Raw genomic sequence first — 20,089 nt, forward strand, 5'->3', positions numbered from 1 at the left:
AAAGAGCGTCACACCGCCTCAAATCCTCGAGCGCCACGCGTGTTACTGCGTCAGCGCGATCTGCTGGTTGTTAGCCGAGGTGATGTTAATTGTATTAGCGGTCATGACGGCGTTGCCGATGGGGGAAGGGATCGTGACCCGGTAGGGAACGTAGATTCCGGCCCTCGGCACGGCCCGAAGCGCAAACTCGATATTATTGTAATCGATCCAGGGATCGGTGAAATCTTTCGGCTTATGCCCGGCAATAGGCACATATTTGACCCGACACACGATAAGCTCCTTGGGCTGGCCGGACGGACGGCGCTCGGTGAGGGGCTCGCGACCTTTGAAAGTGAAGTGCAAATCATAGCGTGCCTTGCCGTCGAATACCGGAATTACCCGGTTGCAGGCGTCGGAGGGGTTGGCGTCGGATACCGAGATCATCGCCGCCATCGGATCGAATACATTCTTCAAATTTTCGGGCTTCAGCTTGATCGTATCCGGTGAGGGGGGCTTATTGGGAACCAGGGCGACGGCGGTCACCGCGCGCCCGGCGAAGCCAATTTTGACGGAGACAAATTTTTTCTTCTTTTTGTAACTCATTTCGAAGGCTGCGGGGCGAAGGCCCGAGGGCTCCAGGGCTCCTTTGCCGGAGAAATTGCCTGCCCATTTAAACGCGCCGAAAAATGCCGAAACTTTGGCGTGTGCTTGGGCGTCGTAGGTTCCATTATTGAAACGGGCGTTGAATTGGTAGGCCCCGACGTCGAAGCCTGCGAAGGCAAGTTTATAGGTGGCAACCACCTCCGTCGGCCAATTGGGACCAATGGCCGAGGCGCTCTCGAGCGGAAAAGTGGCAGCGGCAACCGCGAAAAGGCTGCAGAAGGCGCCCCGCCTCCGCGCACCGGCTCCCGATATCGCCATCGTGTTTCCCTACTTGCCCTTGGGCGAAGGGGCCCTGATAGTCAGAATTTGCGACTATTCTTGGACTTTGGGCGGGTTCGGAGAGGGCGACTAGGCGGGCTACTGCAATCGTCGCTGCCCGTCTTGACGGGCATCGGTCCTGTCAATTATACAGCACCCGAAACCCTCGCAGGCTCGGCTTGCGGGGCGCTATTTTTTGCTGAAACAGCAAGTTTTCGATCGACCGCCCCGGTTTGAGGGTGCGGCATAGGAGAGTGTTATGACCAGGCGCTGCGAGCTCATGGGGACTTTGCCCCTCTCGGGTAACCTCCGGAGCCACGCTGAGAACAAGACGAAACGCACGTTTCGTCCGAACCTTTGCCACGTGACGCTGATGAGCGAACTGCTCGGCCGCAAGGTTCGTTTGCGCGTTTCGGCACGGGCGCTGAAGTCGGTCGAACACCGCGGCGGCCTCGATGCCTTCCTCCTGAAGGCGAACAACAATGAGCTGTCGCAGACCTGCCTGAAGCTCAAGCGCGAGATTCAGAAGGTCCAGGCCGGCGCCAAGGCCGCCTGATCTTTCGACGCAATTTGCAGATCGTTTTAGCCCGGTGGTCTAGTTCGGCAGCCGGGCTTTCGCTTGCCTGGATCCTTGCAACAGAAACTGCAGCAGCACTGTGCGCTGGATGACGTGATTGAAGTTGTCATCCGAGATCATGGTGAGCAGCACCTCTCCGGACTTCAGCCGTGTGGCTGCTAAACCTTCCATGTTGTCAATATTATCAGCCATGTCGGCGTCGATGAGAGTTTCGCCCTCGATCGTGCGTCCTGGAGCGAGAGCGTCGGGCGCGATGCGCACGAGGCGCATCTTGACGCCTTCTAGCCAGCGGAAGCGGCGCTCCAAAACGAAGATCGTGCCGTCATCGAGGCTGGCAACGTCGGTGATGTCGAAGTCGCCGACGTTTTTCAGATGGAAGGTTTGTGGTCCGGCTTTGGTCCAGACCCAGCCGGTATGATTGCGCGCCGGATCATAAAGCCGCTCCGAAAATGCGATCGGCCAGCCTTTGTACGGGCCGCCCTTCAAGATCGTGAGCGCTTCGAAGCCTTTGTTCTGGTCCATGTGCATGGCCGCGGCAGGGATCCTGAGGGCGATGCCGGTTGCCTGAATATTTTTCGGGCCGAGCCTGAAGCGTTCGATGCGGTGACGGCCCTCGAAACCAATGAGGACGGAGCCATTCTGAAAGGCGCCACCTTCGAGCGCGATCGATTCAGAATCGCGATCGCGGACGCGCTGGATGGGGCGGCCGGATTTTTCCAACAGCGGCCCCAGGCGCGCGTCCACGATGCCGGAGGGGCGTATCCCTGCATAGGTCAGGTTGCCCGTCATCCAGACGCCAGTGTCAGACAGAGCGAGAAGAAATTTCCCATCGTCGCTCAGCAACAGGCCCGACCAGCCACCGAAATAGGGTGACGGCGACGTCAGGACGAGGCCGCCCACGAACTTCAATTTGCCGAGCGGCCGGTCCTCACCGGTGCGCAAAAACGTAGAAATCGGCCGGGCTTCGACAGTGATCGGTGCCGACTTCAATGTCGAGATGTCTGGCTTCTCGTCCGCCAGAACCGAACTCGCGCCAACGCCTAAAACGGCGATCGCGACTGCAAATCGTCGGAGAAAAAGCGACGCCACCGATAGCCCTCAATGAACGCGCGCGTGCTTGCGGCGCGTGGCGGCCGCCTTGTCGGCTTCGTGATGCTCATCGAACAGTTCGACGAGTTTCTCCGTCATCGCGCCGGCCAGTTCCGACGCATCGGTAATGGTGACGGCGCGCTGATAATAGCGCGTCACGTCATGACCGATGCCGATGGCGATCAATTCGACCGGTGAATGATTTTCAATCTCGTGGATCACTTGGCGCAAGTGTTGTTCGAGGTAGCTGCCTGAGTTCACCGAGAGCGTCGAGTCGTCGACCGGCGCGCCGTCGGAGATCATCATCAGAATGCGGCGCTGCTCGGGCCGATTAACAAGGCGAGCATGCGCCCAGGCCAATGCTTCGCCGTCGATATTTTCCTTCAGAAGACCTTCGCGCATCATCAGGGCGAGGGAGTTTTTGGCGCGTCGCCACGGGGCATCCGCCGTCTTGTAGATGATGTGGCGAAGATCGTTGAGGCGGCCCGGCGCGGGCGGCTTGCCTGCCGCCAGCCACTCCTCGCGCGACTGCCCGCCCTTCCAAGCTTTGGTGGTGAAACCCAGGATTTCGACCTTGACGCCGCAACGCTCCAGTGTGCGCGCGAGAATGTCGGCGCAGCAAGCCGCGACCATGATCGGCCGGCCGCGCATCGAACCGGAATTGTCGAGCAACAATGTCACGACGGTATCGCGGAAATCAGTGTCGCGCTCACGCTTGAATGACAGCGCGCCGGTCGGATCGGTGATGATGCGCGTCAAGCGCGCAGCGTCGAGCTGGCCTTCTTCGAGATCGAAATCCCAGCCGCGATTTTGTTGCGCCAAGAGACGGCGCTGCAGCTTATTGGCAAGCTTGGCGACGGCAGCCGAAAGCGTTTTCAGCTCTTTGTCGAGGAAGGCACGCAGACGCTCTAATTCTTCCGGCGTCGAAAGCTCTTCGGCGCTAACCTCTTCGTCATAGGCGCGCGTGAAGACCTTGTAGCCGAAGGCCTCGGGATTATCGAGGACCGTCATGTTCGGACGCCAGGGCGCAGGCGTCTCTTCCTCGTTCATCTCGCCGTCGTCGAGGTCTTGGGGTTCGGTCGAACCCTGCTCCATCGTTTCCTCGGTCTCTGAGAGATCGCCTTCGGAAAGCTTCTCCTCGCTTTCCTGATCCTGACCGTCGGTCGCGTCCTCGCTTTGCTCGTCGGAATCTTCCGAGCCGCCTTCGGCCGAACCTTCGTCGTTTTCTTCCTCGTCGTCGTTCGGCTGCGGCTCGTCGCTCTGCTCGGCCATTTCGAGGATCTTCAGAAGATCCCGAATCTGGCGGCCGAATTGCTCTTGGTTTTCCGAGAGCGCCTCCAGCTTGTTCAAAAGCTTGCCACCACGCCCTTCGATCACGGAACGCCAGACGTCGACGAGGCCCTTCGTCGATGCAGGCGGAGCTTGGCCGGTCAATCGTTCGCGAATGAGAAGCGCGAGCGCATCTTCGAGCGGAGCTTCGGCGCGCGTTGCGACGGACCGAAAACGACCATGACTGTAGTGGTCTTCCAGACGCGCGGTGAGATTGGCCGCCATGCCGGGCATGCGAGCCGAGCCCAAGCCTTCGACGCGTGCGCGTTCGGCGGCTTCGAAGACGGCACGGGCGGGGCCGGCGGGCGGCGCGATGCGGCGATGAACCTTGGCGTCATGACAGCCGATACGCAGAGCAAGACTATCGGCCCAGCCACGCGCCAACGCGACGTCTTTCGCGGATGGAGCACGCGGCAAGTCCGGCAGGTGCACGGCCTTGCCCGACACGTCGCCCTTACCGGGGCCGAAATCGACTTCGACTTCGCCATCACCCGCAATGGCGCGCACGGCCGGCCCGAGGACGCGTTTCAGCGGCTCGGACGGCGCTTCCCGGCGTTTGGTTGGAGACGTCATGGACTTCGTGTCGCTCTTTTGCCCTCCCCACGATGGGGAGGAGAGATTAGCTCAGCGCGACGTTGGCCGTGCTTTCTGGAAGCTCTTCGCCGAAGCAGCGCTGATAGAATTCCGCAACGAGCGGCTTTTCGAGATCATCGCACTTGTTCAGGAAGGTGACGCGGAATGCAAAGCCGATATCACCGAAGATATCTGCATTCTCGGCCCAGGTGATGACCGTACGCGGGCTCATCACGGTGGACAGATCACCATTGATGAAGGCCGAGCGAGTCAGGTCCGCGACGCGAACCATGTGCGAAACCTGCTTGCGTTTGGCGTCGGTCTTCGCGAATGATTTGACCTTCGACAGCACGATCCGGGCTTCGTCATCGTGCGGAAGATAGTTCAGCGTCGCAACGATCGACCACCGGTCCATCTGACCTTGGTTGATTTGCTGCGTGCCGTGATAAAGGCCCGATGTGTCGCCTAAGCCGATCGTGTTCGTCGTTGCGAACAGGCGGAAGGCCGGATGCGGACGAATGACCTTCGACTGATCGAGCAATGTCAGCTTGCCCGAGACTTCGAGCACGCGCTGGATGACGAACATGACGTCGGGGCGGCCGGCATCGTATTCGTCGAACACCAGCGCGATATTGTTCTGCAGCGCCCAAGGAAGGATGCCTTCCTTGAATTCCGTCACCTGCTTGCCGTCCTTCAGGACGATGGCATCCTTGCCGACGAGATCGATGCGCGAGACGTGGCTGTCGAGGTTGACGCGCACGCACGGCCAGTTGAGGCGCGCCGCGACCTGCTCAATGTGCGTTGATTTGCCGGTGCCGTGATAGCCTTGGATCATCACACGGCGGTTGTGCTTGAAGCCCGCCAGGATCGCGAGGGTGACATCACGATTGAACAAATAATCTGGATCGATTTCCGGGACATGGTCTTCCGGCTTTGAATAGGCCGGCACCTCAAGATCGCTATCGATCCCGAAAACTTGGCGAACGGACAGCTTCATGTCCGGTAGATTGGCGGCAGCCGCGCCGTTCGCGCTTGTAGACGTGCGCATTTCCATTGGATTCCCGATCAAATCGCCCAGCTGCCGCTAAGGCCTCGAACAGGGGCGACCTCGGCGGGTGCACCTGCTTCAGAGGCTCGGAGGATTAGACCAGGCCAGATTGCTTTAAATAGTTATAGGCTTGGAGGATTTCACGCAACTTTTCCTCAGACCTGCTATCGCCGCCGTTCGCATCAGGATGGTGAATTTTCACCAGCTCCTTGAAGCGCGACTTGATATCCTCACGGCTCGCGTCTTCGCCGAGATCCATGACTTTCAGCGATTTGCGCTCAAGCGGCTTCAACTGGCGTTGAAACGTCGGCGCCGTGGCCGTCCGAGACGAGCGGACCTTGCGGTTCATGCGCTGCGTGCCTGCCTTGACGCGGGCAGCGGCGTCGGCGTCTTGCGAGCCATCGCGCGTGCCGTGGGCCCAGGCGTTGGCGCCGGTCTTCCAGGTCGGGCGATGGCCGGTCGCGGCGTCCTTGCGGAAATTGCTGACCTCGGCGTCGCTCATGCCGTCGAAATAGTTGTAGTCCTGATTGTACTGGCGGACATGATCCACGCAGAACTGGAAATATTCGCCGTCGCGGCCTCGACCCTTTGGCGCCCTATGTACGCCGGGCTTGTCGCAACCTTTCCACTGACACACGGGCGCGTGCGTTTCCTTCTTGGCGCTCGTCTGGCGCTTCGAAGAGACGCGGATGCTGTCGAAGTATTTTGATTCCAGTTTCATTGCATGAATTATGAGGGTTAGGCCGCGCCGAAACAAGGCGGCAAGAAAACTCTTGATTTCCGTCGTGACTGTGCAGTCAATCCATTAATAGGCCCTTTCGTCCGTGTGCCCCATCGCACCAAAGCAGCACGAAAGACACCATGAGAGAAAAAGATGTCCGTTACTGGCCGACTTCGCGAAAAGCTCATGATCGCCCTCAAGCCGACACGGCTTGACGTTATCAACGAGTCCGAACTCCACGCGGGCCATCGCAATTCTCCGGGCACGGGCGAGAGCCACTTTAGAATTCTTGTCGTTTCCGAGGCATTTGCCGGCAAGTCACGCGTCGAACGGCATCGCCTTGTGAATGATCTGCTCAAAGACGAACTTGCCGGCGGCGTGCACGCGCTCGCACTTTCGACCATCGCGCCGGGCGAAGCGCTCCCCAAAACGGCTGCCTCACACGGTTGAATAAGCTTCAGCCGCTCGGCCGTGCGGACGCCGAGCCTGAATTCGGCTGGGTTGCCGATGCGATCGGTTTGATGCGCATCGCCATGATCCGGTTGCGGCTTTTACGCAAAATCTCGAACCTGTAACCGTGGAAGGTGAACACCTGTCCTGGCTCCGGGATCGTTTGCGCCTCGTGGATCACGAGACCCGCAACCGTCGTCGCTTCATCGTCGGGAAGATCCCAATCTAAATGGCGATTGAGATCGCGAATTGCAACGGTGCCGTCAACGTTGACGGTGCCGTCCGATTGCATGCGGATATGGCTATCGGGATTGTCGTGCTCGTCGGTGATCTGGCCGACGATCTCTTCCAGAATGTCTTCGAGCGTGATCAGGCCCTGCACTTCGCCGTATTCGTCGACGACGAGGGCCATCTGAATCTTCTTTTTCAGAAACTGGTTGAGCTGGTCTTTCAGCGTCGTGGTGTCCGGAACGAACCAGGGCTCGGACGCTGACTTCATGATATCGAGCTTCTCGGGATCCCATCCGTGGCGCGACAGGGCCAACAGAAGATCCTTGGTGTGCAGAACGCCGACGATATTCTCCGGCTCGTCTTTCCACAGCGGCACACGCGTATATTGCGAGCGCATCAACTGATCGAGAATTTTCGCGGGCGGCTCGTCGATGTCGATGGTTTCCATCTTGGTACGGTGAACCATGATGTCGGCGACTTGGAGATCGCGCAAATCCAGAACGCCGCCGAGCATTTCGGCGTCACCCTTGGCGACGGTACCTTCCTTTGCCTGCAAATCGATCGTGCCGCGGATCTCTTCGTGCGCAGCGAGAATATTGGCGGCATCGTCGGCTTTGCCTGGCGTCAGGATCAGGATGTGGCGGACGATGAATTCTATGGCTTTGGTGAAGGGCGTCAGAACGTAGATCAGGCCCTGCATGGGCGGCGCAACGACAAGCGCGACGCGATCGGCATATGCGAGCGCGTACGTCTTCGGAAGCACGGCAGCAAAGATAACGATCAGGATCGTGATGATGGCTGTCGCGTAGGCGACGCCGACCTGGCCGTAAAGATGCACGGCGATGTTGGAGGCAAGGGCTGCAGCCAGCACGTCGACGAGCGTATTGCCGAGCAGGACTGTGCCGATCATCTTTTCGGGGCGCGACAGCACCTTATTGACGAGGGCGGCCGGAACGTTGCCGTCTTCTTCGAGCGCATGCATGCGTGCCCGCGACGCTGCCGTCAGCGCGGTCTCGCTGACGTTAAAAAACGCCGACAGAACAATCAGCAAAAGGATTGCCAGAAAGCTTATGATTACGGTCATCGGGGGTAATGGTGTCCGCTATTCCTGCCTAGGGGAGGCAGTAATCTAGCACAGATGCAGGGCAGAGACTTAATATGCTCTATAGACTGATTTCCCGGCCGAGGAAGGCCAGCACGGTTTCCGGTGCGACGTCGCGAGTGACGAAAGCCTGACCGATGTCACGAACAAGAATGAACGTCAGCTTCCCGGCTTTAACTTTCTTGTCCTGGCCCATCAGGCGCAACAATTCGGTAGCATCGGCCTTGCCGCCGGGAATATCGGCGATCCGCGTCGGTAGGCCGACGGCTTTCAGATGGTTGGTGACGCGGGCGCTCGTGCCGGCGGGACAAAGACCCAGCTCTTCTGACAGACGAAAAGCCATGCACATGCCAATGGCCACGCCTTCGCCGTGCAGCAGGCGGTCGGAGTAACCGGTCCACGCTTCCAATGCGTGACCGAACGTGTGCCCAAGGTTGAGGAGCGCGCGGTCGCCGGTCTCCGTTTCGTCGCGGGCGACGATGGCGGCCTTGGCGGCCACGCTCGTTTCGATGGCCGTCGTCAACGCCGGACCGTTGTTGCCGAAGACCGACTGCCAATGCGCCTCAAGCCAGGAGAAGAACTCGGCGTCACCGAGCAGGCCATACTTGGCGACCTCGGCGTATCCGGCTCGCATCTCGCGCGCGGGTAGCGTCGTCAGCACGGACGTATCTGCGATGACGAGGCTCGGCTGGTGGAAAACGCCGATGAGGTTCTTGCCTTGCGGCGTGTTGATGCCGGTCTTGCCGCCAACGGAGCTATCGACTTGCGCGAGAAGCGACGTCGGAATCTGCACGAAGCGGACGCCACGGCGCAGGATGCCAGCGGCAAAGCCCGCGAGATCGCCGATCACACCGCCACCAAATGGCACAACAAGGTCACCGCGTTCGAGGCCAAGCTCCAGGAGACGCTCGGACAGGTCTGCGAGGTTGCGAAAGCTCTTCGTCGCCTCGCCCGGTTTCATGACGACCGAACCGGCGAACAGGCCCTCAGCCTTGAGGCTATTTTCAAGCGTCGTAAGATGGTGGCGCGCCACGTTCTCGTCCGTCACGACGCCGCATTTGACGGGGCCGAAGCGCGCCCTGATGAGCGCGCCGGCGTCGCGAAGAACGCCGCGCGTGATCAAAACATCGTAAGAGCGGTCGCCCAGCTCGACATGAACGGTCTTGGAGGGGTTAGCCTCAAGCGTCGTAGGCGGCGCGCCGTCTGCGCCGGTCGCGAGCCGGGTGATGATTTCGTTGACGATGATGTCGTGTGGTTCGTCGCGGCTTTCGACTGTCATATCGGCTTCTGCATAAATCGGGTAACGCGCTTCAATCAACTTCTGCATCGTGGCTTCCGGATTGCCACCGCGCAGCAGGGGCCGGGTGTCACGCTTCATGACACGGCGCATCAGTACGGGCAATTCGGCACGCAACCAGATGGAAAAAGCGGTGTCCTTAACGCGTTTGCGAGTTTCAGCGTGAATGAAGGCACCGCCGCCGGTTGCAAGCACCTGCGCGCCGTTGCCAAGCAGGCGGGCGATGACCTTGCGCTCGCCATCCCGGAAATGGTCTTCGCCGTGGTCGGTGAAAATATCGTTGATCGTCTTGGCGGCCGCGCGCTCGATTTCTTCGTCGGCGTCGACGAACGGCAGACTGAGCTTAAACGCCAGGCGCTTGCCGACCGACGACTTGCCGCAACCCATAAGGCCGACGAGCACAATCGGGCGCTTGCCGATGCGCTTCTTCGCAAGGTCTATGGCTTCCGCTTCCGTCATGGGGGTCTCGACGCCGATATCAACGGCGAATCGGTTAGCTTCGGGCAGACTGTCTCGTAGCGGAAAGGTCATTTCCGCGCCCTCATGCCATGAACCAAAATCGTTCGCAAATTGGAACCATACTTCAAGCCTGCCGTGGATCGGAAACAGACGCCGTTTCGACGCAAGGGGGGTTCCGTTAAAATGCCAATCCGAGTCATAATCACGCCATCAAGGGTGCTCACCTAAAGGCCGGAACGGGGTAAAGAAATGCCGAGCCTTTTCCGGCTATTGTTCGTACTTTGCGCATTCGCGGCCGCGGTTTTCGGCGGTCTCTATGTGCTCGCGACACGCTTCGAGCCGGAGCAGCAGATGATCAGCAAGCCCGTGCCAGACGTGAAAATCCGGCGGTAGAGCCATGGTGCATACACACCGAAAGACGATAGCGGCGGCGCGCAGCGTTGTGCTTGCCGGTTTTTTGCCGATCGCTATTGCCGCCGCGCTGCCGGCAAGCGCGCAAGACGATTCCTATGCCGCGCCAGCGACGAGCAGCCGGAAAAAGCCGGCGCACGACGATGCTTATTCACCTCCACCTGACAAGCGCAGCTATCTTCAGCCGCTGGGCTCGCCCTCTGGCGGCGGGGACGACGATATGTGGTCGCGGCCCTCCGGTAGCGGCGGAAATTCCGGTTCCATGCCCGGCTTCCCGTCCAGCCCAAGCCGGTCGTCTGGCTCGGGTTCGGGCAATTCGGTGATGCGCGATGCTATTCCGCCGGCCGTGGACAAGGGCAGTCTCGCTCCCGTGATGTCGAACGACGGCTCAGGACTGCCGTACGAGCTTTGGGGGGGCATGGACGTCGCCGCGTTGGAAAAGCTGATCGCAACGATTGAAATTCCGCCGCGCTCGCCCGTTTTGCACGATCTTTGGAAAAGGCTCATTACGTCGCCGTCGGGCGATGGCTCGAACTCCAACTTTATGGCGCTCCGACTCGAAGCGCTCTACCGCTCGGGCTTGGCGCGCGCCGCCGCGGCCGAAATCGCAAAGCAACCGCCGGGGGACAATCCGCTGCTGGTGTCGCTCGAAGCCCGCAACGAGCTGGCGGCCGGGCATCCGGACAAGGCATGCCAACTGGTTGCGCAATCGGCCAAGTTAAAAGGTGCGATCCCGGCGCGCCTCAAAGGCCAAGTCATCCTGATGGCTGGGTATTGCTCCGAATCTCAAGGCGACAAGTCGGCGGCAGGACTGGCGGCCGACATGGCGCGTGAGGAAGGCGTCGAGACATCGCCCGGCCTCGAAGCGCTCGATGCATTCTCGATCGGGTCCAAGCCGCGCTACACGCAAGTCAAACAAATCACGCTGCTCGACTATCGGATTGCCGAAAAGGTCGGCGGCCTACCGCACAAACTCGTGTTGGAAAAGGGCGAGCCAGCTCTGCTCGTAGCGCTGGCTACCGATCATTCAACCCCCGTCGACCTCGGATTTCCGGCAACTGAAGCGGCGGCGCGTCTCAATGCACTGACGCCGCAGATGCTGGCGGGGATCTACCGCGTCAATGCCGAGAGGATGCCGCCCGACGACTTGTTAAGCGGCCGTGGTCCGCAAGGCGTGGCGCGACGCGCTGCGCTGTTCAAGGCGGCCGAGGATGAACGAACGCCCGCACGCAAAGCACGGCTCATTCGTGCCTTCCTCGATGACATGAAGCACGAAGGCCTCGGCATGATCGGCGCGCAAATGATCGCGCAGGCAACGGCAGATCTGCAACCGGCTCCGGAAGTGAGCTGGTTTGCCGAAACGGGCGTCGAAATCGGGCTGGCGTCGAGCCGTTTCGACATGTCGCGTAACTGGATTCAGATCGCGGATCAGTCGGGCGGACCGGGTCTCGGCCACTGGCGCGCACTGATCGACATCGCCGATCCGCATGATCCGAACCGAGGGCAAAGCTTCTCCGCGCTGGAAAATTACGCCGCCAACGGACGGTTTCCGCCTGCGGCTCTATATCGGCTGACGACCGTGATGGAAGCGCTCGATTACCTCGTGCCCATTCCACTCTGGCAGGCGGCCAATACGATTTCACAGCCGACGGGCGGCTATCTTCCCGAAACCGGCGTGCTGACCGAGTTGCAGATCGCTTCGAAGAAACAGGAATTCGGCCATACGGTGCTGCTCGTCATGAAGGCGCTCGGCCCGAACGGCGCGGCCGACGCCAATCTGATCGCGCTCGGCGACAGCATCCGGGCATTGAAGCGCGCCGGACTTGAGGCCGACGCGCGCCGCCTCGGGCTCGAAGCCCTGCTGCCGACATGGCCGCGTACCGAGACGAATTGAGGGGCGGTCATGACGTCTACCGGGGTGCGCGATACCGACGTCGCGGATTTTCTCGCGATGCTGTCGGCCGAGCGTGGCGCTTCACCCAACACGATTGAGGCTTATGCCGCCGATCTTGAAGGCTTCCTCAGTTTCTTGCCAAGCCGGGGCGTTATGCCGAGAAATGCTACCTCGGACGACGTTCAAGCCTATCTCGGCCATCTGGCCAGCGAAGGACAAGCGCCGACGTCGCGGGCGCGGCGGCTTTCAGCCATCAAGCAATTCTATCGGTTTCTTCTGGCCGAAGACGCTATTGCACTCGATCCGACATCCGGACTGCAAGGTCCCAAAAAACAGCGCGCGCTGCCGAAGGTCCTGAGCATCGCCGAGGTCGACAGACTGCTGGAGACCTCGCAGAAGCAATGCGATGGTGTGGAAGGCCATGCCTTATTTCGCGCACTGCGGTTTCACTGCTTGCTCGAGCTTCTTTACGCGACCGGAATGCGCGTCTCGGAGCTTGTGGGCCTGCCACGGAGCGTGCTTCGCGGCGATACGCGCGTTCTAACCATCAAGGGTAAAGGCGGACGAGAACGGATGGTGCCCTTGAACGCCACCGCGCGCGAAGCGCTGGACGCCTTCCTCGGCGTATCCGGCCGGTTCGATAATTCCGAGTGGCTGTTTCCTTCGAAGGCGGCGCTCGGACATGTGACGCGGCAAGGTTTCGCACAGGACCTGAAGGATGTCGCCATCGCGGCGGATATCGCGGCCGAACGCGTTTCACCTCATGTCCTGCGCCACGCGTTCGCGAGTCACCTGCTCGACCGCGGCGCGGGCCTGCGCGCGGTTCAGCAACTGCTCGGCCATGCTGACATTTCGACCACGGAGATCTATACGCATGTGTTGCAAGAGCGACTGAAAGCGCTCGTCAATGCGCATCACCCGCTCGCCAAGAACAAGACGTAGCGCGCCAGGGCTCTAATGCCTTAAAGCGCCGACCGCATGGGAGACGCCAGTGAGCCGCCTCGACCGGACCTGCCATCGTGCCGCTGCGTCAGCGTCGAAACCCGCGACACGTTTTTCGCCACTGGTATCAACCGTAGCGATCGCGCGCAGATCTTCTATAAACGCTGATCGCGTCCTGCCGTGGCGTTTCCAGACGTCGGCGCGCGCAAACGTGCTTGACGCCGCCATAACGGGATCGCGGCGCCACGCACGGGGGGCACGAGCAAAGCGAGGGTGCTATGTTGCGAACGGGAGCGGACCGATGGACATCAGAAAATTCCGTCCGGCCATTCGAAGACCGATGCCTACCTTGGTCGCCACGGCGCCCCCAGAGCGAACCGGCACAATGACGAGCGTTGCGAAAGGCGCTTGATGTCGTCGCATAACAACCAGGGCGCTCCCGCCGGATTTCTGGCATCAATCCTACCGGCCGCGCGCGGCTCGTGGCTTGGACTTGGTTCACATCCACAGGGGCTCTCAACCCTCTATTTTACTGAGCTTTGGGAGCGTTTTTCTTATTACGGCATGCGCGCTCTGCTCGTGCTGTTCATGGTCGCGCCGGTGTCGCAAGGCGGCCTCGGCTTCCCGACGCCATCAGCCGGAAGCATCTACGGCACGTATGGCATGGCGGTCTATCTGCTGGCTTTGCCCGGCGGCTTTATCGCCGATCGCATCATCGGGGCGAAGCGTTCCGTGCTGATCGGCGGAACGACGATCGCGGCCGGGCATTACGCGCTGGCGTGGCCATCGCTGACGACGTTCTATATCGGCCTGGCCCTTATCGCGATCGGAACGGGGCTTTTCAAGCCGAACATCTCGGCCCTCGTCGGCGCGCTCTACAGCCGGGACGATGACCGCCGCGATGCGGGGTTCTCGCTGTTCTATATGGGCATCAACGTCGGCGCGTTCCTGGCTCCGCTCGTCACCGGCTTTCTGGCCCAGAGCAGCGTCTTCAAGGACTGGCTTTCGGCGATGGGTTTCGACCCGACGCAAAGCTGGCATTGGGGCTTCGGTGCTGCCGGCGTCGGCATGACCATCTCGATGGTCCTGTTTGCGCGGAACATGCGCCATCTCAAAGACCCTGGCGTGGTCGCCAGTGAAACATCATCCTCTTTCCGCCAGCAGGCGGGGTATATGGCGGCTGTAACCCTCGGCTTGCTAGCATTGGCGTTTCTTTCCGATGTAAATGGCTTCCGCTGGCTCCGCTGGTTCTTCATCATCATTCCGCTGGTCGGCATTGCTTACGGTGCAACACGTCGGAACGCCGATGCGCATCGCATGGCCGCGGTCGGCGTCTACTTTCTCGCCGCCATGATTTTCTGGGCCATTTTCGAGCAGGCCGGTACGACACTCTCGCTTTTTGCCGATACGCTGACGCGCAACGAATTCATCGGCATGCCTTTCCCGTCGTCCTGGTTCCAGTCCGCCAATCCGATCTTCGTCATTATGCTGACGCCGTTCGTCGCGGCGCTCTGGATGCGGCTTGGCGCGCATCAGCCGTCGTCGCCCGTCAAATTCGGGCTTGGACTAACGTTTCTTGCCGCGTCTTTCCTGCTGATGGTTCCGGCCGCCAACTATGCCGCCGACGGCCGCGTGTCGCCGATGTGGCTGCTCGGTCTCTATTTCCTGTTTACGGTCGGCGAACTAATGCTGAGCCCGGTCGGACTTTCGACGATGACGCGGATTGCGCCGCAGAAAATGTCCGGACAGGTGCTCGGCCTCTGGTTCCTTGCGACGGCATTCGGCGATAAAATTGCGGGCGACATCGGCGGAGCCTTCACGACCAGCGACCCGGATGCGCTCGCGCTTTCGTTCCTGGCGCAGGCCGGCTTGGTTGCGGCAGCGGCGGCCCTTATGTTCGCCGTTGCGCCTATTGTCAGGCGGCTCTCGGAAGGCGAAAGTTAAGCATTCACAACGCCGGTTACGCCTAAGCAGCGGTCGGGAAGGTCTGTCGCCTTGACACCCGAAGCCAGCCATGGCGAATGTCGCGCGTGAAGCGGCGAGGGCGCACGCTTCAGTTGCACAGTCAGGAAAGCTTTCAGTGAACGCCACCACCGCATTGCGTACCTATCTCGATTTCGAGAAGCCCATTCTTGAGCTCGAAAACAAGGTTGCCGAACTGAAGGCCTTGCAAACGGACGGCAAGGGTCCGCAGATCACGGACGAAATCACGAAGCTTGAGCAAAAAGCGAAAGCAGCGCTTGCTGATACCTATGCGAAGCTGACGCCGTGGCAAAAAACGCTCGTTGCGCGCCATCCGGAACGTCCGCACGCGCTCGATTTCATCAGCGGCCTCATCGAAGATTTCACGCCGCTTGCAGGTGATCGCTATTTCGCCGAGGACGAAGCCATCGTCGGCGGCATCGGCAAATTCCGCAACCGTTCGGTTGTGGTGCTTGGACACGAGAAGGGCGCCGACACCGAACAGCGTATCAAGCACAACTTCGGCATGGCGCGGCCTGAGGGCTATCGCAAGGCCGTGCGGTTAATGGAACTCGCAGACCGCTTCAACCTGCCGATCATCACGTTCGTCGATACGCCGGGCGCCTATCCCGGCATCGGCGCCGAAGAGCGCGGCCAAGCGGAAGCCATCGCGCGTTCGACCGAATGCTGCCTGCGGCTCGGCGTGCCGATTGTCGCCGTCATCGTCGGCGAGGGCGGTTCGGGCGGCGCAATTGCCATTGCGACGGCGAACCGGATCCTGATGCTGGAGCACGCGATCTATTCTGTCATCTCGCCGGAAGGCGCGGCGTCGATCATCTGGCGCGACAGCAACAAAAAAGAGGAAGCCGCGACCAATATGAAGATCACGGCGCAGGACCTCGACCAATTGGGCGTCATTGATGCCATCGTGAAAGAACCGACCGGCGGGGCGCATCGCGACCGCGAATCGGTGATCATCTCCACCGGCAATGCCATTGCGCGGATGCTCTCGGAGTTCGACGGAAAGTCGTCCGACGATATTCGCGCGCAGCGCCACGACCGCTTTCTGTCGATCGGTCGCTAGTTTGTGAGGCTATTAGGCAACGCCGGTGCGGCGCCCCCAGCACGCCGCATTTCGACACGATACTTGAGTTGACTGACCATCGTTCAAATCTCACTAAGGCGTTCGAGTTCTTTGTGCGCATGGTCCGCCTGACTGCAGCGGCGGGGACGTCAATCGGAACGGGAACGGGGCATTGGTGGGGACCAGCATTGGTTCGGCGCTACGGATGGTTATGCGGCTCGCGATTGTCATCGCCACCGTGACGCTTAGCGCATGCTCGAATACGCCAACGATTCCGCCGCCCGCCGACGTGCCGCTGTCCAAGGACACGCTGGCGCTTCTCGCGAAAAAAGGAATGCAGCCGGGCTCGCCGGTTTTCATCCGGGTTTTCAAGGAAGAGTCAGAGCTTGAGGTCTGGAAGCAGCGCGACGACGGGCGCTTTTACCATTTCAAGACCTATCCGATCTGCAATTGGTCGGGCGCGATCGGGCCGAAGGAGCGTTATGCCGACCGGCAAGCGCCGGAAGGCTTCTATACCATCACGCCAGCCCTGATGAATCCGAACTCTAAGTATTATCTGTCGTTCAACCTTGGCTATCCAAACGCCTACGACAAGTCGTGGGGCCGGACGGGTGATTCCGTCATGGTGCACGGCAATTGCCGGTCGGCGGGCTGCTACGCCATGACCGACGCGTTGATGGAAGAGATTTACGGACTGACGCGCGAAGCCTTGAAGGCCGGGCAGCCGAGCTTTCAGCTCCATGCTTATCCGTTCCGGATGACGGACGCGCGGATGGCCAAAGAAAAGCACAACAAGTGGTACGGCTTCTGGAAGACCATGAAGCAGGGCTACGACTATTTCGAGAAGTACCGGATTCCGCCCGCCATCACAGTTTGCGAACGGCGCTATGTCGTCGATGCGGTGTCGCGAAACCGTCCTGATCCGGCCGGCCCTTGCCCACCGCTCGCACGGCCAATCGTGACGGCGTTCAAGCCGCTGCCAGAGCCTGGCGGGGTTGACGTTGCGCATGGTAACAAGTTGAAAGGGATTGCCGATCCCGACAACGAGCCGACGCTGGCCGATATCAACAAGGCGAAAGCGCGTCAGAGCACACAGGCGGCCGCCGTTACGGCGCCGGTCGCCAACGCAAACTGAGCCTCCGCGAGGCATTCGATAACGGTCCCAAACGTTAAGCGAGCCAACGTTGCAGAAGCCCCGCAAAAGACGTGCCTTGAAAATCTTTCTGTTTGTCGCGGCGTTGTTCGCGGCAGGGATCGCTGCGTTCACGACGATGCCGTCGTGGCTGCCGAAACTGCCGGATGGCGACCGAGCGCTGATCGCCTATGAACGCGGCCAGCGGTTGACGCGTTGGAGCCTTGGCCTTCCGATGCCTGGCGAGCCCGATCTTGCGCAATTGCCGGAACGGCTGGCGAAGGCCGGCGTCAAAGAAGGCGCGCCGATCCTAGTCCGGATCTTCAAGAGCGAATTCGAGCTGGAGCTTTGGATGCAGCGCGACGGTGAGTTCCATCGCTTCGCGACCTATCCGATCTGCCGGTGGTCGGGGCGGATCGGGCCGAAACATCGCGAAGGCGACGTACAGGCGCCGGAAGGATTTTATACCGTCGACCAGACGGCTCTCAATCCGAACAGCAGTTGGTATCGCTCGTTCAATCTTGGCTATCCGAACGCCTTCGATCGGTCCCACGGACGCACGGGTTCATTCATCATGGTGCACGGCGGCTGCGCGTCCATCGGCTGTTTTGCGATGACGAACGCGCAGATGCAGGAAATCTGGCAGCTCGTCACCGCGGCGCTGCAGAACGGGCAAAAACGCTTTCAGGTGCAGGTTTATCCATTCCGGATGTCTGATGAGGCGATGGCGCGGTATGCGGGCAATCCCAACATCGCGTTTTGGAAAAACCTGAAAGAAGGAAATGACCTATTCCAAGCAGACGGGCGGCCACCGAAGGTCAGCGTCTGCAACGGCGCCTATCGGTTCGCGCCCGGCGATGCCGGCTCGACTGGGGATGATTCGATTGATGACAAGTGCACAGCCGAGCAGGCTAAAAGCTAGCTGTACATAGCCTCACTTCTCGGGCCGAGTGTTGCACAAAGTCACTTAGAATCGCGCTTGACCGGCGATAGTGTGCGGCTCGCGCAGGAGTCAGCCGGTCGCAAATTCTATGGTGTCGTTCGATTTATCGCGTCTCAGACTTGTCGCGGCGATGGTGCTCTGCCTCGTCGGCGTTCAGCACGCTTACGCGCTGACAATCGAGCTTAAGGACGTTGCCCCGGACCGGGTCGAGCGACAGCGTGCTGCGGCGACCGGTGCGTTGCCGTTGCCCGGAACGCCCAACGTCGCGGTGCTGCAGGAACGCCTGCGCGACAAAGGCGTGACGCTTGCGTCTCCCATCATGATCCGCATCTTCAAGGCCGAGTCCGAACTGGAGATCTGGAAGCAGACGGGAAAGGATGGCCCCTTCATCCTGTTTGCGACCTATCCCATCTGCCACTGGTCGGGAACGCTCGGGCCGAAATTGAGCGATGGCGACCGGCAGGCGCCGGAAGGGTTCTACACCGTCTCGCGCTCACAAGCTCGTCATGTCGGCCGCTGGCCGATTTCCATCGACATCGGATATCCGAACATTCTCGACCAATCGCAGGCGCGCACGGGCTCGGACATCCTCATTCACGGCGGATGCTCGTCGGTTGGCTGCTTTGCGATGACGAATCCGGTGTCGGAAGAAATTCATCAGCTGACGCTCGCGGCAATCGATGCGGGGGAGACGCTCGTGCCGGTGCATGTGCTGCCGTTCCGCATGACGAACGAGAACATGATCGCGCAAAGCGGCTCGCCGTGGAAAGCGTTCTGGAACAACCTCAAAGACGGCTACGACCTGTTCGAACGGACCCGTCGGCCGCCGTCGGTCGGCGTGTGTAGCGGTCGGTATATCTTCAGCGAGACACCTCGCGGCGCTCTGCCTGGGCCGCTCGACGTCTGCGAACCGACGCTGGCGTCCATCCGAGAACAGGACCAATGGCTCAACGGCGTGCCACCGCCGACGGCCGTGATGCCGAAACTCGTGACGCAAGCGGCCGCGTCGAAGTCGGCGCCTATTCCGCAAATCCAGACGAGCCTCGAAAGCGACACCCCGCCACCAATGTTCTCGTGGCCTCTCGTCCGATAGTCGGCTGCGAAGGCCAACGCTTGCGCCCGTTATCCTGAAGCCTTACTTGGCCTTTATAACCATTGCATAATGGGTGCGATGAGCATTTGCCGTCGCACACGTGGTTCACCGGATGACACAGGAGCGAGGACTACGCATGGCTGAAAAGAGCGTCGTGAAGCGCGTCGAGATATTTATGGAGAACATGCTATTCAGCGCGCGCTGGCTGCTTGCACCGTTCTATTTCGGCTTAGCCATTTCGCTGTTCGTGCTGCTCATCAAATTCCTGATGGAGCTACTGCACCTCGCAGAGAGTGCGTTCACCTCAACAGAGTCGGACGTCATTCTTGGACTGCTGACGCTCGTCGATCTGACGCTGACGGGGTCGCTGCTGATTATCGTGATCTTTTCCGGCTACGAGAACTTCGTCTCGCGGATGGATCACTCCAACCACGACGATCGCCCGGAATGGATGGGCACCATCGACTTCTCGGCGCTAAAGCTCAAGATGCTGTCGTCGATCGTGGCGATTTCTGCAGTCCAGCTTCTGCGTCAGTTCATGTCGCTCGGCACGGTTACGCCCGAACGCGAGAAGGAGCTGATGTGGTTGGTCATCATCCACTTGGTGTTCGTCGTCTCGAGCGTTCTGCTCGCGCTTTCCGACCGCATCGCTGGCGGACACCATGGCGAGGCCAGCGAAGCTCCCGAGAAGGCCGCCGCAAAAACAAACGAGCACTGATCTTCGGGGCCTAAAAATGGGCTAGCTCATAACGGCTAGAAGGCTAGCCCGCTTTCCCTTCGAAACTCGCCCCGGCTTCACCAGGCGTCAATTAATTTAGCCCTGGTAATTTCGTCCTGGGCGGATTCCTGCGA

General features: G+C 60.4%; 18 protein-coding genes. 11 read left to right on the plus strand and 7 right to left on the minus strand.

Annotated features, from left to right (window positions below; all coding sequences use genetic code 11):
• Nucleotides 1-42: 42 nt before the first annotated feature.
• Nucleotides 43-900 carry a DUF3108 domain-containing protein gene (locus ACLB1Z_RS19885; RefSeq protein ID WP_409561384.1) on the minus strand — a complete coding sequence of 286 codons (858 nt, stop codon included), beginning with the start codon at nucleotides 898-900 and terminating at the stop codon, nucleotides 43-45.
• 259 nt (nucleotides 901-1,159) lie between these two features.
• On the opposite strand from ACLB1Z_RS19885, the gene rpmB reads away from it, so the two are divergent.
• The gene (gene rpmB, locus ACLB1Z_RS19890) at nucleotides 1,160-1,456 is read left to right on the plus strand and encodes a 50S ribosomal protein L28 (RefSeq protein WP_409561385.1); all 297 of its coding nucleotides are present in this window, start codon (nucleotides 1,160-1,162) and stop codon (nucleotides 1,454-1,456) included.
• A gap of 39 nt (nucleotides 1,457-1,495) precedes the next feature.
• On the opposite strand, the gene ACLB1Z_RS19895 is transcribed toward rpmB, so the two are convergent.
• The 4 genes from ACLB1Z_RS19895 to ACLB1Z_RS19910 all read right to left on the minus strand — a co-directional run bounded on the left by ACLB1Z_RS19895 (nucleotide 1,496) and on the right by ACLB1Z_RS19910 (nucleotide 6,237).
• Nucleotides 1,496-2,566, minus strand: a complete 1,071-nt coding sequence (locus tag ACLB1Z_RS19895; RefSeq protein WP_409561386.1) for an esterase-like activity of phytase family protein — start codon at nucleotides 2,564-2,566, stop codon at nucleotides 1,496-1,498.
• 9 nt (nucleotides 2,567-2,575) lie between these two features.
• Nucleotides 2,576-4,468 (minus strand): cobaltochelatase subunit CobT, encoded by a 1,893-nt coding sequence (gene cobT / locus ACLB1Z_RS19900; protein WP_409561387.1) that lies wholly within the window; start codon nucleotides 4,466-4,468, stop codon nucleotides 2,576-2,578.
• Between the two features lie 46 nt (nucleotides 4,469-4,514).
• Complete coding sequence (gene cobS / locus ACLB1Z_RS19905; protein WP_024274921.1) at nucleotides 4,515-5,516, minus strand: cobaltochelatase subunit CobS; 1,002 nt, start codon at nucleotides 5,514-5,516, stop codon at nucleotides 4,515-4,517.
• Between the two features lie 94 nt (nucleotides 5,517-5,610).
• Nucleotides 5,611-6,237, minus strand: coding sequence for a J domain-containing protein (locus tag ACLB1Z_RS19910; protein WP_409561388.1), 627 nt, complete (start codon nucleotides 6,235-6,237; stop codon nucleotides 5,611-5,613).
• A 153-nt stretch (nucleotides 6,238-6,390) separates the two neighbouring features.
• Here ACLB1Z_RS19910 and ACLB1Z_RS19915 point away from each other — a divergent pair, with 153 nt between their 5' ends.
• Entirely contained in the window at nucleotides 6,391-6,687 is a 297-nt protein-coding gene (locus ACLB1Z_RS19915) for a BolA family protein (RefSeq protein ID WP_409561389.1), read from the plus strand.
• A gap of 7 nt (nucleotides 6,688-6,694) precedes the next feature.
• Here the strand turns inward: ACLB1Z_RS19915 and ACLB1Z_RS19920 are convergent, their stop codons facing one another.
• Both ACLB1Z_RS19920 and aroB read right to left on the minus strand, forming a co-directional pair.
• Nucleotides 6,695-8,002 carry an HlyC/CorC family transporter gene (locus tag ACLB1Z_RS19920; protein WP_409561390.1) on the minus strand — a complete coding sequence of 436 codons (1,308 nt, stop codon included), beginning with the start codon at nucleotides 8,000-8,002 and terminating at the stop codon, nucleotides 6,695-6,697.
• A 79-nt stretch (nucleotides 8,003-8,081) separates the two neighbouring features.
• The gene (gene aroB, locus ACLB1Z_RS19925) at nucleotides 8,082-9,776 is read right to left on the minus strand and encodes a 3-dehydroquinate synthase (protein ID WP_409561391.1); all 1,695 of its coding nucleotides are present in this window, start codon (nucleotides 9,774-9,776) and stop codon (nucleotides 8,082-8,084) included.
• Between the two features lie 249 nt (nucleotides 9,777-10,025).
• On the opposite strand from aroB, the gene ACLB1Z_RS19930 reads away from it, so the two are divergent.
• The 9 genes from ACLB1Z_RS19930 to ACLB1Z_RS19970 all read left to right on the plus strand — a co-directional run bounded on the left by ACLB1Z_RS19930 (nucleotide 10,026) and on the right by ACLB1Z_RS19970 (nucleotide 19,955).
• Entirely contained in the window at nucleotides 10,026-10,169 is a 144-nt protein-coding gene (locus tag ACLB1Z_RS19930) for a hypothetical protein (RefSeq protein ID WP_172636520.1), read from the plus strand.
• A 4-nt stretch (nucleotides 10,170-10,173) separates the two neighbouring features.
• Nucleotides 10,174-12,081, plus strand: a complete 1,908-nt coding sequence (locus ACLB1Z_RS19935) for a hypothetical protein (protein WP_409561392.1) — start codon at nucleotides 10,174-10,176, stop codon at nucleotides 12,079-12,081.
• Nucleotides 12,082-12,090: 9 nt separating this feature from the next.
• The gene (locus tag ACLB1Z_RS19940) at nucleotides 12,091-13,023 is read left to right on the plus strand and encodes a site-specific tyrosine recombinase XerD (protein WP_409561393.1); all 933 of its coding nucleotides are present in this window, start codon (nucleotides 12,091-12,093) and stop codon (nucleotides 13,021-13,023) included.
• A gap of 411 nt (nucleotides 13,024-13,434) precedes the next feature.
• Nucleotides 13,435-14,967: a peptide MFS transporter gene (locus ACLB1Z_RS19945; RefSeq protein WP_409561394.1), complete on the plus strand. Its 1,533-nt coding sequence runs from the start codon at nucleotides 13,435-13,437 to the stop codon at nucleotides 14,965-14,967.
• 154 nt (nucleotides 14,968-15,121) lie between these two features.
• On the plus strand, nucleotides 15,122-16,069 hold the full coding sequence (locus ACLB1Z_RS19950) for an acetyl-CoA carboxylase carboxyltransferase subunit alpha (RefSeq protein WP_409563317.1): 948 nt from the start codon (nucleotides 15,122-15,124) through the stop codon (nucleotides 16,067-16,069).
• Nucleotides 16,070-16,244: 175 nt separating this feature from the next.
• Complete coding sequence (locus tag ACLB1Z_RS19955) at nucleotides 16,245-17,204, plus strand: L,D-transpeptidase family protein (protein ID WP_409561395.1); 960 nt, start codon at nucleotides 16,245-16,247, stop codon at nucleotides 17,202-17,204.
• 76 nt (nucleotides 17,205-17,280) lie between these two features.
• Nucleotides 17,281-18,123: a L,D-transpeptidase family protein gene (locus ACLB1Z_RS19960; protein ID WP_409561396.1), complete on the plus strand. Its 843-nt coding sequence runs from the start codon at nucleotides 17,281-17,283 to the stop codon at nucleotides 18,121-18,123.
• Between the two features lie 109 nt (nucleotides 18,124-18,232).
• Nucleotides 18,233-19,237: a murein L,D-transpeptidase family protein gene (locus ACLB1Z_RS19965; RefSeq protein WP_409561397.1), complete on the plus strand. Its 1,005-nt coding sequence runs from the start codon at nucleotides 18,233-18,235 to the stop codon at nucleotides 19,235-19,237.
• Between the two features lie 136 nt (nucleotides 19,238-19,373).
• A complete protein-coding gene (locus ACLB1Z_RS19970) occupies nucleotides 19,374-19,955 on the plus strand; it encodes a TIGR00645 family protein (RefSeq protein WP_409561398.1) in 582 nt (193 codons plus the stop codon).
• Nucleotides 19,956-20,089 lie beyond the last annotated feature (134 nt).

The sequence above is a fragment of the Hyphomicrobium sp. MC8b genome (genome assembly GCF_905067615.1).
Lineage (GTDB): Bacteria > Pseudomonadota > Alphaproteobacteria > Rhizobiales > Hyphomicrobiaceae > Hyphomicrobium_B.

Excerpts from the sequence above, each read along its gene's own strand:
- ACLB1Z_RS19915 (WP_409561389.1), top strand. The coding sequence starts at position 6,391 with ATGTCCGTTACTGGCCGACTTCGCGAAAAGCTCATGATCGCCCTCAAG.
- ACLB1Z_RS19945 (WP_409561394.1), top strand. The coding sequence starts at position 13,435 with ATGTCGTCGCATAACAACCAGGGCGCTCCCGCCGGATTTCTGGCATCA.
- ACLB1Z_RS19935 (WP_409561392.1), top strand. The coding sequence starts at position 10,174 with ATGGTGCATACACACCGAAAGACGATAGCGGCGGCGCGCAGCGTTGTG.
- ACLB1Z_RS19940 (WP_409561393.1), top strand. The coding sequence starts at position 12,091 with ATGACGTCTACCGGGGTGCGCGATACCGACGTCGCGGATTTTCTCGCG.
- rpmB (WP_409561385.1), top strand. The coding sequence starts at position 1,160 with ATGACCAGGCGCTGCGAGCTCATGGGGACTTTGCCCCTCTCGGGTAAC.
- ACLB1Z_RS19910 (WP_409561388.1), bottom strand. The coding sequence starts at position 6,237 with ATGAAACTGGAATCAAAATACTTCGACAGCATCCGCGTCTCTTCGAAG.
- ACLB1Z_RS19885 (WP_409561384.1), bottom strand. The coding sequence starts at position 900 with ATGGCGATATCGGGAGCCGGTGCGCGGAGGCGGGGCGCCTTCTGCAGC.
- ACLB1Z_RS19965 (WP_409561397.1), top strand. The coding sequence starts at position 18,233 with ATGGTGTCGTTCGATTTATCGCGTCTCAGACTTGTCGCGGCGATGGTG.
- cobS (WP_024274921.1), bottom strand. The coding sequence starts at position 5,516 with ATGCGCACGTCTACAAGCGCGAACGGCGCGGCTGCCGCCAATCTACCG.
- aroB (WP_409561391.1), bottom strand. The coding sequence starts at position 9,776 with ATGACGGAAGCGGAAGCCATAGACCTTGCGAAGAAGCGCATCGGCAAG.
- ACLB1Z_RS19970 (WP_409561398.1), top strand. The coding sequence starts at position 19,374 with ATGGCTGAAAAGAGCGTCGTGAAGCGCGTCGAGATATTTATGGAGAAC.
- ACLB1Z_RS19930 (WP_172636520.1), top strand. The coding sequence starts at position 10,026 with ATGCCGAGCCTTTTCCGGCTATTGTTCGTACTTTGCGCATTCGCGGCC.
- ACLB1Z_RS19920 (WP_409561390.1), bottom strand. The coding sequence starts at position 8,002 with ATGACCGTAATCATAAGCTTTCTGGCAATCCTTTTGCTGATTGTTCTG.
- cobT (WP_409561387.1), bottom strand. The coding sequence starts at position 4,468 with ATGACGTCTCCAACCAAACGCCGGGAAGCGCCGTCCGAGCCGCTGAAA.